Source organism: Enterobacter cloacae, from assembly GCF_013375935.1.
GTDB lineage: Bacteria > Pseudomonadota > Gammaproteobacteria > Enterobacterales > Enterobacteriaceae > Enterobacter > Enterobacter pasteurii.
Genome location: NZ_CP056117.1, coordinates 2,235,330 through 2,251,314, shown reverse-complemented (window position 1 = coordinate 2,251,314; position 15,985 = coordinate 2,235,330). Strand labels below are relative to the sequence as shown.

Sequence of the window (15,985 nt, the reverse complement as noted above, 5' to 3'; positions counted from 1 at the left end):
GTGGTGGATAAATGAAGAATTGTAAATGCTTTTCTAACAGTATCAGCTACGCATTTAATCAAAATAATTTCAGATAGATATTATCTCCGTGAATCCCCCGCCACCCAAGCCGGATCGCGGGACTTTTATTTTTCACGCTGAGATCTGCGAATGAATAAACATGATGGCCTCCAGGCCTTTGAACACCCACTAGCTTTACTACCCCATAGCCTCCGCAACGACATCCTTAAGCACCTTCGCAACCTTACGCAGTACGAGCCAGTGATCGGCATTATGGGCAAAACTGGTGTCGGGAAGTCGTCACTCTGTAACGCCCTGTTTCAGGGGGAGGTAACACCTGTCAGTGATGTGGAGGCCTGCACACGCGATGTGCTGCGCTTCAGGCTCAGCAGTGGCTCTCACAGCCTGCTACTGGTCGACTTACCCGGAGTGGGTGAAAGCAAGGCACGTGACGAGGAGTACACCACTCTATACCGCCGGATCTTGCCCAAACTGGATTTGGTGTTATGGGTCATCAAGGCCGATGACAGAGCACTTTCAGTGGATGAACACTTTTATCGCAAGGTGATGCTGGCGTATCAGCACCGGGTGCTATTTGTCGTGAATCAGGCCGACAAGGCCGAACCCTGCCATCAGTGGAATACCACCAGCAATACCCCCTCTCATAGCCAGCAGTCGACAATTGAGACCAAGCGGAGCGCTGTACAACAGATCTTCCTGCCGCACCATCCAGTCTGTGTTGTATCGGCCCGAACTGGTTGGGGGCTGGATGCGATGGTAGAGACGATGATGCGCAGCCTGCCTGACCGGGCCGCGAGCCCACTGACAACACAACTGCATGGAAGGCTCTGCACCGAGCCGGTAAAAAAGCAGGCACGCGAGCGCTTTGGTCATGCCGTGGATGAAATGATTGGCAATGTGGAGTCATCATCTTTTCTGCCAGCGCCTGTAAGGGCTGTGATTCGAACCGTGCGGGAAGCCGTGGTGTCCGTTGCCCGTGCCGTCTGGGATTGGATTTTCTTCTGACAAACCGCTTATGACGGACACACCCTGTCCTGCCTGCGCTCAATTAATGAGCGGTTAATCCACCATTAACGCGCAAGGGCACATTGCAGCTGTAATCCTCGTACTGAAAAAATATGCTTTTCCATGTCCATACCCTGTCCCGCCCCTTCGTTACACTAATCACTTAATTTTCAGCCTGTTAACGGGATGGAGAAAATCTAATGTCCCAGACTGAGCGTCGCCATGAACGGCTGGCGGTTCGGCTGTCTCTCATTATCAGTCGCCTTGTTGCTGGTGAAACACTGGATATGGCTCTTCTTGCCGCAGAGTTTGGCGTGTCGATCCGTACTCTCCGCCGAGACTTTCGTGAGCGACTGATGTACCTGGACCTGGAATATCGCGATGGCACCTGTCGTCTGCTCTCAGGAAGCCATCAACGCGAACTGGCTGTACTGACTTTTGCTCGTCAGTCAGGCGTGGAGGCTTTGTTTCCTGATATGGATAACCACATGGTCAGCTCACTGCTGAGTGGACCTGGTGAGTCTCCGTGCCTCATATGGGCAGAGTCGGAGTCATTGTCGCCACCCAGGCCAGGAATATTTACACGCCTTGTCAGGGCCATATCAGAGCATCGCCGTGTGACGCTGCTGGCTGAAGGTTGTCGCTGTACAGGGCTTGCACCATACCGCCTCGTACTCTGCGACGGGAACTGGTATCTGACTGGAGAGCATCATCATCGCGTGGCGGTGTTTCCGCTGAACGATATCCATGCGGTTACCTTGCACCCGGAACTGTTCGTGCCTGACCTTCAGATTCGCAACGTTCTCGCCGAACCGGAATTACTCAGAGCCCTTCCCCATTTTCACGTTTTTCACTCACTGCTCGCCAGAACCGGCGACGGTCTTTTACCTCATAAGGAATCATGATGAAGAAATTACTGACTACAACGGCACTGGCCGTCAGTCTCTGCGCTGGTGCTGCTTTTCCGGCGTCTGCCGAAACTGTCGTGGGTACTGTCAAATTTTGGCAGTACATGCAGGCGGATGGCTGGAAATCAGCCGATGGCATGGACAATGACACGCTGAACAATACGCTCTACCAGGCCAGTGTCATTGGCAATTACCCCTGGACTAAACAATTTCTGCTGCGTCAGCGGGGAGGTGGCGCTTATTTTCTCGCCGATAAAAAAACGCATACCGTGCGCAAGCTGAATCTGAAACCTGCCAGCGGTTATTACTCCGACCTAACATCGGTCTATCAGGGCGAAGACCAGGGGAAAGGGTGTTACTTCACTATCATTGACACCCAGTATCAGTTGGAGCTGGCTGACGAACCTCACAGCAACCAGATACTTGCTGCATTCCCGGAAAACTGTGTCAACAAACAGCAGCAGGCTGCCCTGGCGGCGAAGCGTTCTGCCTCAGAGCATAAACTGCAGCAGTGGGTAGCCCAACAGAGTCTGGTAGAGCTGTGCCGACGCACCGGCAACTGCTGAAAGGAATCTGCACCATGAAGAAATTGTATCCACCTCTGCTTGCGGTTCTGACAGTTATCGGTGCGATGGGAGTCTCTGGCTGCGACAGTAAGGAAGATGCGGGTGTGAAAACGATAGCCAGGTTTAAGGACCTGACTCCGCCACCGTTCAGCAAGGTTGTGTCGCATAAATCCGATATTGCCCAGGAATGGGTAAAGAAGGATGCCTTCGGTACACCGCAATACACAGTGATGAAAACCCGCCAGTCGCCGGAAGGCTGTGAGTCAGGCAATTATTACTACATTGCTGACATGCAGCAGAAAACGGTGCAGCCACTGATGGCAGCCCTGTGCCTTGCGGACAATATCACCCTGAGCTTCAGGATTGAAACCGACAGCTACACGGGTGAGAAATCGGTGGTGTATTCACACGATGGTAAGGAAATGGGGAAACTCTATCTGCCGGTGAATCAGGAGAAAAATCCATGATGAAGCTGAAAGGCGTTATCTCAGTTTTCGCTCTGAGCCTTTGTCTGCTGTCACCGGCTCAGGCCGAAGAACAGCGTTACATCAGTATCCGCAACACAGACATGGTCTGGGTGCCAGGCAATGTCTGCGTCTGGCTGTTTCGCCTGGACAACGGCGGAAGTGGTGAAGGATTCGGGTCTTTGACACTTTCCCTGCGTCTGAAAGATAAGGAGGGGAACACGCTGGCCATGGGGAATATGGCAGTGGCTGCATTTGGCGACAGCGATGCCACTCGCTCTCAGGAAGCCTCGCTGGAGAACGAATGCGTGGAAAACGTTAGCTCCGTCGAAATCATGAAGGCAACAGAAGAGCGTAATGGTTACCAGATTGACCTGCCACTTTCCGTTTTCGACCCGCAGTACTACCGACCTGTACAAGTCACGGTTGTCGGTGGTAAGGCATCTTAGCCGATTCGCCATCTGTTTGATTCAGCCCCTGTCGCTAATGCCACAGGGGCTTTTTATTTTAGGGAGCCTGTATGACTGAACTCACTGAATTGCCTGATGGACCGTTTACTCGCCAGCAGGCAGAGGCGGTTGCGTCTCAATATTCCAACGTTGCTATAGAGGACGACCTGGGGACACATTTCCGTCTGGTTATCCATCATGAGCGTTGCATGGTCTGGCGAGCCTGGAACTTTGAGCCGGATGCCGGTTACTGGCTGAACAGGTATATCGCTCGTTATGGCATCCGCAAATTCCCTGCATAACCATCACCAGCGCATCATCGTTATAAACAAAGTCAGGCCACACCTCCTTCGGGAAGTGTGGCCTTTTGTATTTTTACCCACTTCATAAGGAGTTATCCATGCGATTAGCCAGCCGCTTTGGCCGTATAAATCAGATACGCCGTGACCGGCCTTTGACCCACGAAGAGCTGATGAGTCATGTCCCCAGCGTGTTCGGGAGTGACAAGCATGAATCTCGTTCAGACCGTTACACCTACATCCCGACCATCACAATCCTCGAAAACCTGCAGCGTGAAGGCTTTGAGCCGTTCTTTGCCTGCCAGACAAAGGTTCGGGACCAGAGCAAGCGGGAGCACACCAAACACATGCTTCGCCTGCGTCGTGCCGGACAACTGACCGGCCATCAGGTACCGGAAATCATCCTGCTCAACAGCCATGATGGTTCATCAAGTTACCAGATGCTGCCGGGGCTGTTTCGTGGCGTCTGTACTAATGGTCTGGTCTGCGGTCAGTCATTCGGCGAAGTGCGGGTACCGCATAAAGGTAATGTCGTCGAGAAGGTGATTGAAGGGGCTTACGAAGTGCTGGGGGTCTTTGATCGGGTGGATGAAAAGCGCGATGCGATGCAGTCGCTTGTGCTGCCATACCCTGCCCGTCATGCACTGGCGAATGCCGCAATGAAGTATCGATTTGGTGAGGACCACCAGCCGGTCACGGTATCGCAGTTGCTGACCCCGCGTCGTCGGGAGGACTACAGCGATGATCTGTGGACCGTATACCAGCGCGTGCAGGAGAACCTGATGAAAGGGGGATTGTCAGGGCGAACCGCTCAGGGGAAAAGCAGCCGCACCCGTGCTGTTACCGGTATTGATGGCGATGTGAAACTCAATCGCGCCCTGTGGGTTATGGCAGAAAACATGCTCGAATTTTTCGGGCGTTAAACAACCGTTCCGGCATAAGGAGATAGTTTAATGAATACACAAAATCATCAGTTCGAGGAGCATACCGCAATTACTGCCTCAGTGGTCCCGGACGAGTTACGCATCGGCTTCTGGCAGCAGCACTTTGGCTCCATCCCACAATGGATAACGCTTGAACCTCGCATTTTCGCCTGGATGGATCGGCTGTGTGCCGATTACCACGGTGGTATCTGGCGCTTTTCGACACTCAGCAACGGCGGCGCTTTTATGGCTCCCGAGTCAGATCACGATGAGAAATGGATATTGTTCAACAGCATGAACAGCAATGGCGCAGAGCTTACCAGTGAAGCTGCAGGGATGGTCGCCTGTCTGATGGCTTACAATCACCACGCCTGTCGCACCGAGTGTGACGCAATGACTGAGCACTATTATCGCTTACGTGACTACGCGCTAGAACATCCGGAATGCAGCGCCATTATGCATCTCATCGCCTGAGGGATACCCTGAAATTATCGCAGATTACCTCTGTACTCCTCATTCCTATAATGCTGATAAATTTGGGGATGATTTGCCAAAAATTCACTTATCCATAACCTAAACCGGACTTATCAAATAGTTTCATAAATATAATAGGGAGCCGTAGCCCCCTATTATACTTCTATCTAGTTGTTTTTATTACGGACTCACTGTATTCGTTATAAAAATCATGTACACTTAACTTATGCGGTATAATAAGCTCATGAATTTTCTCATCAGACAACTGATGAATATCAAACCCACGAAACTCTTTGAAAAAACCCCTCACATTGTTTTTTAATGTTCTCAAACTATTTTTCTTTATTATTCTTACTTCATGAGTAAAGTCCGCATGATAAGAAAGATGACGAGTATTAATTATCATAAACTTAAGACACTTCTCCCCTGGATAGAAATCATCGAACCAACCACAGTGGTTGTTCATTTGTCCAGCTTCATCTTTGTTTATTTCTTTTCTATCCTCATCAACTTCATTTTTGCATTCAAACATAATGTACTGATTATCAACATCAGCCCAAAGGTTATCAGGTCCTTTGCGTATTTCTTTATCTGGACGCTGGCATACGAAACCAATCATACCGCCTAAATCATCTAAAGCCTTCTCAAACTTCTCAGAATGGACTCCATAACTAAGATTTTCAAGGACACCATCAATATCAATCATCAAAGACTGATAGTCATCGTACGATGCCATCCATTCTTTGATTCTTTGAGTTCTGCTAGTGTTTATTTTTCCGATTTTTTTATATTCAATACCATCTCTTGGCTTGAGAAGTGAGTTGTTGTTTTGAAACGCAGATTTTTGATACTTGTTAGATTCAGCCTTACTTAAAGAATACATATATCTAGCTAAAAGTTGTAGGTACCACCCTTTTTCTCTAGGATCCTGAACATGATGATCACAGATATCCTGTATTGTCTTGCAAGCTCTATCCACATCCCCTTTAACAAAGAGTTTTTCAGCTTTATTTTCAAGCAGAATTAGATCATACAACCCTTTATTATCGACACTTTTTTTAATCTCACCCATTCTTTCAACATAAAATTGCTTCCATCCGTCATCACGAGTAGTACACTTATTTAATATATCAACAAGTATTTGAGAAGAGCTCAGGTTTTGTCCAGCCAACTCTTCTTTTGCAAAAGAAACTATCTCATTCCCAATTTCAATTTGTTGTTTTGTTTGCTCTGAAAAATATTTCTTTGTTAACGGGCTTTTAATAAATTGAACCAAATCACCGCCAACAAGAACAATAACACTATAGTCCTTCTGCCCTCTAACACTCCTTCCGAGACCTTGCTCCACTTTTTGAGCAATCTTAATATTGATTATGTCACTACTAGGCCTTACTTCTTCCTCATACCTTTCAGTCAATGTTTCAGAAAATGGTTTTGAATCGATTATTAATATCCGACAAGAATCATCAGGAAGATCGATTCCATCATATCTATTAGCGAAAACAATAGCCTCAGAATAAACCCCATTCTTTAATTTCTCGACATTACTAAACATGGTATCAGTAGTAGAGACTACTGCACCAATCTTTTCAAATTGCTCTTTATTTTTAAAGCTCGGGGTTAGACAAACAGTTCCAAAAATTCTCTTATCGTAGGGCTGCAACAACCAATTTAAAATACGATCCCTTGTAAAATCATCATTAATCAATGACGGAATCAAAATCATTTTCTCGCCTGACCAAAGAAGAGTATCACTTTTCATGGGGTTCTTAACAGCATCGATATCAAAACCTAGCCCCTTGATAAAGAACGAGTCATCTTGAGTTGTAGCAGACATTAAAAATCTGAATTTTGCGTTACTAAAACTTCCAAACTTTTCGATTACAGATGTAAATGGTGATATTTCTAAATATTCACCAGAAAAGAAAGCCTGGCAACACTGTAATGAATCCTTAATAAGCGGCCATGCATATTTTACTTTTTTATCATCTACATAATCCAATAGGATTTTTGCAACAGCATCTTTCTTTTCTATCCAAGTCCAGTAAGGCACTGCTAAAATGGTGCTCTGAGAAACACCATTTTCAATTTCTAAAAAAGAACCTTCTCCTTGATCACGTAATTCATCAGAAAATAACCCAAGAATTTTTTTAAAAAGCGAATGATCCTTTCTTACCTTAATCATCATTGAGCTTTTTATTGAATCAATACAAGCCTGAGAATCATCTAAAATGATTGACCCAACATCTACGGATTTAGCACCAAGTCCGAATACAGTTCTTCCATTGAATAATTTTTGCACATATGTAATTAATATCTTTCTGCCCGAAAGAAAATCATCAGGTAATGCTCTCGTTTCATCAATAGAACAATAGGGAATACCAAATTTCCTAGCATCATCCATAACTTGATCTGCAAGATAAATGTTAGGGCAAACATAAACACAGGGCTGATTATATTCATTCAACTTTGACTGTAGAAGAAGTAACCCTATAAGAGTTTTTCCTTCGCCTGTATGCAACTTTATAATATTATCTTTTTTATCCTTATACATCCCCCACCATTTATTTAATATTTCCAACTGTGAGGGTCTTAAAGGTCCAGCAACGCTGCGCCTATCTAAAGATTCATAAATCTCGAGTGGATTAATAACTGTATTTCGTTCTTTTCTTTTTAGTCGCTGTGTGAAATCAATCATATCTACGCCCCTAAACTTTAAATTTGCCTTTTAAAATTAGTACTGAGATATGAGAGTCATAACCCAGCATATACAATTATAGACTAAGCCATTAACTAAAATATAATCAAGGAACATAAAATAGAAGAGTGATCTAGAACCAAAATTCATCATGCATTCAAATTATATAGTTACGTTAGGTTATAATCTCAATGGTTCTCAACAAGTCATATCAAACCTGATGCTATAACTTAAGCCCAATTGCAAGTTTTAAATTCTGTGAGCGATCCGCTAAGCTGGCTTGTTAAAAACTAACTTGCTAAAAGACCTGAAAACAGGCGAGATTTAAGAAAAGCAAAATGCTAGTCTCACTGACGAAGAGACTCCTGCCGCAGCATCTCCTTCCCTGCGAAAAACCTGACATTTTCTTTTAGGACCAACAATGGGACAAATTTGAAAATTGAATTGAAGATCAAAACTTATAAAACAACCAGTTACACAACTAATTCAGACTCCGCCAGCCCACCAAAATTCTCCATCGGTGATTACCAGAGTCATCCGATGAAGTCCTGAAAGCCCGCACGGCGCATGCCCTGCGGGCTTTTTTGTGCCTGAGTAACTTTTCCTGCCCCAAAAACACACCTGTTCAATATGCAACCAACCTCAAAATCTCTTCATCTTATTTATCGCGACTAAAGCACCGCTCGCACGCCAGCGCCAGCACCATCAGCGCCGTCTCGTCCTCCTGCGGCGATAGAATCTCCATCCCCACCGGCAGCCCATTACCGTTCACGCCGCACGGCAACGTTATTGCGGGCAGGCCGCTGATGGCGGCAAGCTCCGGCGCGCACCCGGGCGGCATCTTCGCCATGCTGTCCGGTAAGCGCTGTACGGTGGGATACAAAAAGCCATCGATGCGCTGCTCCGCCGCTACCTGGCACAGGCTCTGGCGCAACAGGCGCTGAAGGCGCCGTCCCGCCAGCCAGAGCGGGGTTTTCAGCGTATCGCAGGCCAGCATCTGCTTCAGAAACGGCGCGAACTCAGGCAGGAAAGCGCCGGAGGCCACAATTTCCGCGAGCCCTGATGGCGCACCAGGCTGTTTAGCGAGCCAGCGGTCAAACGCAACGCGAAATTCATACAGGCTCAGGCACGTCGCCTGCCTTACGTCGTCCAGCAAAGGCAGTGATACCTCCACCAGCCTCGCCCCGGCGCGGCTCAGCGCGTGTAGCGCCGCCTGCCACACCGCCAGCTGTGCTTCATCCTCTCCCTGTAGCGCGGTAACCACACCGAACCGGGCGCCGTTCAGCGGGCGCGCCGGTAGGGTTACCGGAGAAAATCCGTGGATGACCGCATGCAGCAGCGCGGCATCTTCAACGCTATGTACCATTGGCCCGACGGTGTCCTTGCTCGGCGACAGCGGCGCAACGCCGTCCAGCTGCGCCCGGCGAAATGCGGGCCGAAGACCTACCAGCCCGGTATAGCTACAGGGAATGCGGATGGAGCCGCCGGTATCGGTGCCCAGCGCGCCATCGGCCATTCCGGCCGCGACCGCGGCGGCACAGCCTCCGCTGGAGCCCCCGGCCGTCACCGACGGGCAAAGCGGATTCGCTACGTCTCCACCCAGCGAGCTTCGCGATCGCACGTCAAAGGCAAACTCGGACATATTGGCCCTGGCGAGGATAATCGCCCCGGCCCGGCGCAGCCGCTGTACGACAAGCGCATCCGATGTCGCACCGAGCGAGGCCAGCGCGCGGCAGCCAAGGGTAACCGGCATCGGCGCGCAGGCGATATTATCTTTAACGATCAGCGGAACGCCGTGCAAAGGGCCAACCTGCACGCCGCGCCGACGCAGCTGCTGATACCGTTGCGCCTGAGAGATGGCGTCAGGGTTAACGCCGAGGATCGCGTTGAGCGCACGGTGTCGCTGGATGATTTCAAGACGGCGGGCGATCTCTTCCGGAACGTCGTCTGGCGGTAGCAGGCGCTTCATAGCCTCAGGTTCTCCGAGCTAAAACCGGGCAGAAAGCTGCCCGGCGTATCGTTTAGTCCCGCATGCCGCTGGTAATGGCGTCGATGTCCTGCGGACGCAGGCGGATTTCTGCCGCCCGTCGGTGCCCCTGCATGCCTTCCGTACGGCTCTGGCGGATCGCCGGCTCCGCAATCGCCGGGATGCCCTGCTCGTCAATCCACTGATGGGTACAGATTTTGACGTACGCCCCCACCCACAGCCCGCCGGTATAACGTGCCGCCGCCATCGTCGGTAGCGTATGGTTGGTGCCGCAACATTTATCGGAGAACACCACGCTGGCGTTCTGGCCGATAAACAACGAGCCATAGTTGCGGATCTTCGCAGCCGTGGCGTGCGGATCGCGGGTATGAACCTGTAAATGCTCCGTCGCCATCCGGTCGGCAAAGGCGATCAGCTGCGCTTCATCTTCGCAAAGCACAATCTCCCCCTGCCGGCGCCACGCTTCGCCAGCCGTTGCCGCCGTTGGCAGGCTGGCGAGCTGACGCTCAACTTCCGCCAGGGTGCGCGTTGCAATATCCCTGCTGGTGGTCGCCAGCCCAACGCGGGTGTGAATATCGTGCTCCGCCTGCGCCAGCATATCGGCGGCGAGAATACGCGGGTCGGCGCTGTCGTCAGCGATGGTGAAAATCTCGCTCGGCCCGGCGAGCGCGTCAATGCCGACTTTACCAAACACCTGGCGCTTCGCTTCGTTAACGAAGGCGTTGCCGGGCCCAACAATTTTGTCCACCGACGGAATACTGTCCGTTCCCCAGGCCATCGCCGCAATAGCCTGCGCGCCGCCAACTTTAAAAATGCGATGCGCCCCCGCCAGGTGGCAGACCGCGATCATCGCCGGATGCGCGCCCGGCGGCAGGCAGGCGATAATCTGCTCGCAGCCCGCAACCGTGGCAGGAACAATCGACATCACGGGCGCGGAGAGAATCGGATAACGCCCCCCGGCACGTAGCAGCCCACCGTCTGCACCGGGATGATCCGATGACCAAGATGCACGCCGGGCAGCGTCTCTACCTCCAGCGGCTGCATGGTCGCCAGCTGCGCCTGTGCAAAACGACGCACCTGACTAATGGCGAACTCGCTGTCGCGACGCGTCCGGTCATCCATCCCTTCCAGCGCTTCGGCGATCTCCCGCTCGCTCACCTCAAACTGCGCCGGCACGACGTTATCAAACTGCTGCGAGAAGTCTCTCAGCGCCGCGTCGCCCTCGGTTTTGACGCGTTCGATAATGGCGCTGACCTTATCGGTCAGCGAACGGTCGGCCTGTGCATCCTGCCCCTGCGGGCGCTTAATCCAGCTCACCTGATTGCTCATTTACGCATCCTCCATCTGGCCGAGTTTGATTTGCGCCAGCAGCGCAAGGTGGTCATAAACGATCCACTCGTCGACAATTTTTCCGTTAACGATGTGGTAGTGCGACATGCCCATCACGAACAGGCGTTCTCCGGTAGGCCTGCCCAGCTCTCCGTAGCCCAGATGATGGCCCTCGATAATCCAGCGAACCGCCACCTTCACGCCGCCTTCGTCGCAGGGGTTAGAGCAGATATGCTGCGGCAGCCACGCGCCGTCAGGGATCATCCCCACCAGCGCCAGCGTCTGGTGCGTCACCGCCGCCGTGCCGTACAGCTCCTTCATCAGCGGCCCGTGCCACTGCACGTTCGGCGCGTAAACCTCTTTGATCTTGCCGAACATGCGGCGATTAAAAATTTCGTGCAGCCAGCGCAGGCACTGCTCTTCCGTATCGGTATGCGCAAGCGAAACATCACACTCCATCTCCGGCGGATACTGCCCCAGCATGCGGCCATTTTCGCCGATGTCCATAACGCGGAAGCCTTTATCAAACTGCTCTTTCGCCATATCAAACGCGATGCGATCGGTATCCAGGCCGAGCTGCTTCATCAACGACATGTTGTCGCTGACCACCCACTCCCGGTAAATTTTATTTTCGTGGATCATACAATCCGCCACGGTACGGGTTACGAAGGTGCGGTTTGTCGGCTTGCCTAAATGGCTGTGCTGGGTATGCCGCCCGCTTCCCGTCACCAGGTGAGAGGTATAAAAACCGTCCACATCATTCCCGTTCCAGATAACCTGGGTGGCCATGCCGCGCCGCTCCGGGAAGGCAATTAAGCGTTGCAGCGTATCCTGAACGACCTGCTCGCGGTTATATAATGTGCCCAGCGCGTTATACAGCACGCAGTTATGGGTATAGTGGGAATAAATTAAGCCGACGTCGCGCTCGTCCCATATTTTATGGGTGCAGCGAACGATATAATCGACAATATCGGTGTAGCAGTCATCAAAGCCGCGTAACGACTGTACGCGCGGGCGTTTTTCCGGTACCAGGTCGACAAAATCTCGACGTTCAACCTGTAATACCGGCTCGTCTTTTAACGCTTTCACACTGTTTTTTTCGGGTACGGCTGGTGCTTTATTTGTTGCTTCAGTTGAAGACATATAAACTCCTGCTCTGTTTTCAGACAATAAAAACCCGCACCCGTAAGTGAGGGTGAATTAAACGCGAAAAGTAGTGGCAGCCAGAATAAGGGCGCTGCCGCCCCTGTTAATTAAAGAGTTGCGACCAAATCGCTAATTCATCAATACCCAGATATTCCCGGAAAATTAATCCATCGCGTAATTCAAGCTGGCTGATGCCGGTTACGGAAACGGGTTTACGGGTTGGTGCGCCAAATTTGCCGTAACCGTCATGCCAGGTTAATAACGACCAGCGCAAGGAAAGCCGGACAGGCTCGTTGGGATCCTTACGCACGATCAGGTGATGAAGCTGCGTCTCGCTGTCGGCAAATGAGGCGCGGTAGCCGGAAAGCTGTGCGCCAATGTCCTGTTCCCCGGTACAGATGCAGTGGCCGGGCGCGTACAGCGTCGCCGCAGGATGATATAAACCGGGCACCACGCCGCTGTTGCCGCCCGCCCACATCGTCAGATAGCGCTCCACCACGCCTGCCAGCGCCCCTTCCACATCATCGCCGTCAGGCCCGCCCGCCCAGCGGGCGTCCAGCGTCTCGGCAGACACCGACTCCACCCCAAGCTGCTGACGCATGCTCGCGAGGTTAAAGGCAAACTCGCGGATATCCAGCCCCAGCTGCGCCACGATTGCCGCGCGATCCTGGAGCAACCACTCCTGGCGCACGGCCCCGTCGACGCAAAGGCGATCGGCCCACGTGCGTACCCAGACGTTTTTACCGGTCGGGGGGCCAAAAAATCCCTCGCCCTGGTGCTGGATCCGGGCAACGGTGCGCTGCGCGGCGTAGTGCTCCTCGCCCGGATTCTGGCTGCACAGGATATCCTCGGTCAGCACCGTGCGCTGCGGGAAGCTGTGCATCGCCTCAAGCGTAAGGCGCATAAACTGGGAAAGCTCGTGCAGCTGTTTTTCAGGGGTGGTAAAGACCACCGGGGTGGCATAAAAATCCGCCAGCTGTCCGATATCCTTTTGCTCCCACACCACATGCGTGAGCGTCAAAATGAACTGCTGGAGAGTGTCGAACTGTGGGCTGAAGCCCCGCAATCTGGTCATTTGCGCTCCTTTGACTGGTAAAGCGTAACCCCATTGGTTTCGATAACGCCGCTGCGCGGACGGCGCGCCGAGTGGCGTATCACCAGCGTGCCGGGCACCGTAATCTGTTCAGGCTCGATGGTTCCGCTGTCAATTTGCTTCATCAACAGGTCCACCGTGGCGTCCACCATCGCGCCTACCGGCTGTGATGCCGAGGTGAGCGCATAGGAGGGCCAGCCGGAAGGGCCGATGTCGTCATATCCGACAACGGAGACCTCCTCCGGAACGCGCAGCCCAAACTCGTAGCGCGCCACGTCCATCACCGTGACGGCCATATGGTCGTTAGCAACAAAGACCGCATCGGGCGCAGGCGACGCCGAAAACAGGGCGTAGGCTGCCCGGGTCGTTTGTTGAACATCGTAATTGCCGTGCACTACCCGCACGTCGGTGATGCCGTGTTCTTCCAGCGTGGTGATAAACCCGCGCTGGCGGGCAATATTGACCGGGGAATCCGCCACGCCGCCCACATAGGCAAAACGCTGATGCTCCCCCGCCAGCAAAAACTCGGCAATCTGCCGCGCCGCCGCTTCGTTATTGCTGTTTACGCTGGAGGCCATTCCGCTCTCTTCGCTGCGGTTAAACAGCACCACCGGTATTCCGGCAGCCAGGCACTCTTCGGACAGCTCCAGCGACAGCGTCACCGAGGCCAGCACAATGCCATCCACCCGGTACTGCATGATCTGGTCAAAAATACGGTCGACGTTGCCTTCACGGTCGCCGACAAACAGCAGCAGGTGATAGTTCAGCGTGTCCAGTTTTTGTGCCAGCGCCTCCAGCACCTGCGAGTAAAAGGGGTTGTCAAAGTAGGAGATCACCACGCCGATAATGCGCGAACGCGCCGTGTTGAGCGAACGGGCTATCGCATTCGGGCGATACCCTAGCTCCCGCGCCGCCTTCAGCACTTTTTCACGCGTCGCCGGCGAAATACTGGCTCCCGGCGTAAACGTTCGCGACACTGCGGATTGCGATACGCCCGCCAGCTGCGCGACCTGCTGGGATGTGACTGCTGCAAAAGTCTTACGTTTCATTACCCCTGATTCCTTATCAACGCCCCACCCTTTCCGGCCTGCTCAAACGCCTCAGCGAGTGGGTGTTTTTTATACTTACACCACCTTTGCATGCGTATGCAACACAAAAAATTAAAATTCTCACAACAAGATCGAGATCACTTTACAAAAATGAAACCTTCTCGTAACTTCAATTCTTGAATACGTATGCAAAGCGTTTTCATACCGTCATGGTACCGGAGAGAACAGGAGTCGCCCAAAGGACTGAACCGGTAAACGTCGTACTTGGCTGGTGATAACCCATTACTTTTTAAGAGGTTCAGAACCATGTTGCGAGCACTGTTACGCCGTCGGGAAGCCCGGCTCTTTTTCATTATCAGCATTCTGTTCTTCATCTGTATTCACAGCATTGATGCCTTTCTGGCACCCATGATGATCAACCAGGGTATAGAGCCACAGATCATGGGGATCGTCATGGGCGCCTCCGGGCTGGCAACCCTGCTTATACGCTTCCCGCTCGGCATTATTTCCGACGTGGTAAAGAGCCGCAGGATTTTTATCCAGATTGGTCTGGTGCTGCCGATTATCGCCTGGCCAATTGCCTGGCTTGAGCCCAACGCCATCACGCTGTATATAGCGAAAGCGGCCGACGGCGTCACCGCAGCGACCTGGGTGCTGTACAACATCCTGTTTATGCGCTATTTCGAACGCGACGAAGCCCCTGCCGCCGTCGCGCTGCTGGCGCTGGCCGGCCCCGTCGGCGTGTTTCTCGGCAACTGCATTGGCGCGGTGCTGATTCACTATTTTGCGAACAATATCGCCTTCTTTGTCTCCTGTATTTCTGCCCTGGTCGCGCTGATCCTGACGACCCGTATCCAGGACGTGCACGACCCGGTGCAGGCCCCCACGCTTAAGGCCTGCATCACCGGCGCGCGCCAGCAGCTGGCCGACCGTTCCGTCTGGCTGCTCGGCATTCTGGCAACCGTCGTGATTCTGGTTCCCTTCGCCACCCGCGACACGCTGACGCCGGTCTACGCCGAACAGCTCGGCGCCCGGGCGGGGATCCTCGCGGTGCTCGGAAATATCCACCTTCTGTTTTACGGGCTGGCTATCGCCCTGTGCAGCTCGGTTTTTTATCAGCGCCTTGGTCTGGTTAAAACCGCCGTGCTCGGCATCGTCTTACAGGTGGTCTCCACCTTCGGCATCCCCTTCACCAGCAATATGTACGTAATTTACCTGTGGCAGGCGCTGGCAGGCTTTTCGTTCGGCATGGCCTTCGCCGCCTTTATGTCGCTTAGCGTGGTGAATACGACCTCCGACGAGCAATCCACGCGGATGGGGTTATTCCAGACCATCTATTCCTGCGGCATGTTTGTCGGGCCGGTGATGATGGGCGTCATGATGCAGCATATTAACCTGTCGTCCGGTTATATATTAATTGCCGCCCTTTCCGTTATTGCCGCCATTGTCACCCCGCTGTCCGCCCGCTGGGTATATACCCGCAAGGCACAGAGATCGTCCCGGTTATTAAAAAACGGCGCGTACGCAGCCGCACCGGATCGATAACGCATTCTGAATATAAATAACCTATCCCG

14 protein-coding genes and 1 pseudogene are annotated in these 15,985 nt (G+C 52.3%); 9 read left to right on the top strand and 6 right to left on the bottom strand.

All coding sequences use genetic code 11. The features are described from left to right. Positions 1-150: 150 nt before the first annotated feature. From HWQ14_RS10645 to HWQ14_RS10610, 8 genes are all read left to right on the top strand, one after another. Entirely contained in the window at positions 151-1,026 is an 876-nt protein-coding gene (locus tag HWQ14_RS10645; protein ID WP_101970891.1) for a GTPase family protein, read from the top strand. 200 nt (positions 1,027-1,226) lie between these two features. After that, positions 1,227-1,931, top strand: coding sequence for a helix-turn-helix transcriptional regulator (locus tag HWQ14_RS10640; RefSeq protein ID WP_119834393.1), 705 nt, complete (start codon positions 1,227-1,229; stop codon positions 1,929-1,931). Then, positions 1,931-2,500, top strand: coding sequence for a hypothetical protein (locus HWQ14_RS10635; RefSeq protein ID WP_096925458.1), 570 nt, complete (start codon positions 1,931-1,933; stop codon positions 2,498-2,500). Before HWQ14_RS10640 ends, HWQ14_RS10635 begins: the two co-directional genes overlap by 1 nt. 14 nt (positions 2,501-2,514) lie before the next feature. Continuing rightward, positions 2,515-2,967: a YfjS/YafY family lipoprotein gene (locus HWQ14_RS10630; RefSeq protein ID WP_100168667.1), complete on the top strand. Its 453-nt coding sequence runs from the start codon at positions 2,515-2,517 to the stop codon at positions 2,965-2,967. Beyond that, entirely contained in the window at positions 2,964-3,413 is a 450-nt protein-coding gene (locus HWQ14_RS10625; RefSeq protein ID WP_176609699.1) for an IrmA family protein, read from the top strand. Before HWQ14_RS10630 ends, HWQ14_RS10625 begins: the two co-directional genes overlap by 4 nt. Positions 3,414-3,484: 71 nt before the next feature. Then, positions 3,485-3,715 carry a DUF905 domain-containing protein gene (locus HWQ14_RS10620; protein ID WP_100168668.1) on the top strand — a complete coding sequence of 77 codons (231 nt, stop codon included), beginning with the start codon at positions 3,485-3,487 and terminating at the stop codon, positions 3,713-3,715. 98 nt (positions 3,716-3,813) lie between these two features. Beyond that, the gene (locus tag HWQ14_RS10615) at positions 3,814-4,635 is read left to right on the top strand and encodes a DUF932 domain-containing protein (RefSeq protein WP_176609698.1); all 822 of its coding nucleotides are present in this window, start codon (positions 3,814-3,816) and stop codon (positions 4,633-4,635) included. A gap of 30 nt (positions 4,636-4,665) precedes the next feature. Continuing rightward, positions 4,666-5,109, top strand: coding sequence for an antirestriction protein (locus HWQ14_RS10610; protein ID WP_176609697.1), 444 nt, complete (start codon positions 4,666-4,668; stop codon positions 5,107-5,109). A gap of 163 nt (positions 5,110-5,272) precedes the next feature. Here HWQ14_RS10610 and HWQ14_RS10605 read toward each other — a convergent pair whose 3' ends face one another. The 6 genes and pseudogenes from HWQ14_RS10605 to HWQ14_RS10580 form a co-directional block, all read right to left on the bottom strand. Next, positions 5,273-7,807, bottom strand: a complete 2,535-nt coding sequence (locus HWQ14_RS10605) for a DEAD/DEAH box helicase (RefSeq protein WP_176609696.1) — start codon at positions 7,805-7,807, stop codon at positions 5,273-5,275. Between the two features lie 658 nt (positions 7,808-8,465). After that, positions 8,466-9,776 carry an amidase family protein gene (locus HWQ14_RS10600; protein WP_176609695.1) on the bottom strand — a complete coding sequence of 437 codons (1,311 nt, stop codon included), beginning with the start codon at positions 9,774-9,776 and terminating at the stop codon, positions 8,466-8,468. A 52-nt stretch (positions 9,777-9,828) separates the two neighbouring features. Beyond that, positions 9,829-11,123, bottom strand: a pseudogene (gene hisD / locus HWQ14_RS10595) (histidinol dehydrogenase). Then, positions 11,124-12,266 carry an ester cyclase gene (locus tag HWQ14_RS10590; RefSeq protein ID WP_176609694.1) on the bottom strand — a complete coding sequence of 381 codons (1,143 nt, stop codon included), beginning with the start codon at positions 12,264-12,266 and terminating at the stop codon, positions 11,124-11,126. Positions 12,267-12,372: 106 nt separating this feature from the next. Then, positions 12,373-13,344, bottom strand: a complete 972-nt coding sequence (locus HWQ14_RS10585; protein WP_148421474.1) for a nuclear transport factor 2 family protein — start codon at positions 13,342-13,344, stop codon at positions 12,373-12,375. Beyond that, a complete protein-coding gene (locus HWQ14_RS10580; RefSeq protein ID WP_148421472.1) occupies positions 13,341-14,411 on the bottom strand; it encodes a LacI family DNA-binding transcriptional regulator in 1,071 nt (356 codons plus the stop codon). The genes HWQ14_RS10585 and HWQ14_RS10580 overlap by 4 nt, the downstream gene beginning before the upstream one ends. Before the next feature lie 306 nt (positions 14,412-14,717). Here HWQ14_RS10580 and HWQ14_RS10575 point away from each other — a divergent pair, with 306 nt between their 5' ends. Further along, positions 14,718-15,956 carry an MFS transporter gene (locus HWQ14_RS10575; protein ID WP_148421470.1) on the top strand — a complete coding sequence of 413 codons (1,239 nt, stop codon included), beginning with the start codon at positions 14,718-14,720 and terminating at the stop codon, positions 15,954-15,956. Positions 15,957-15,985: the final 29 nt, after the last annotated feature.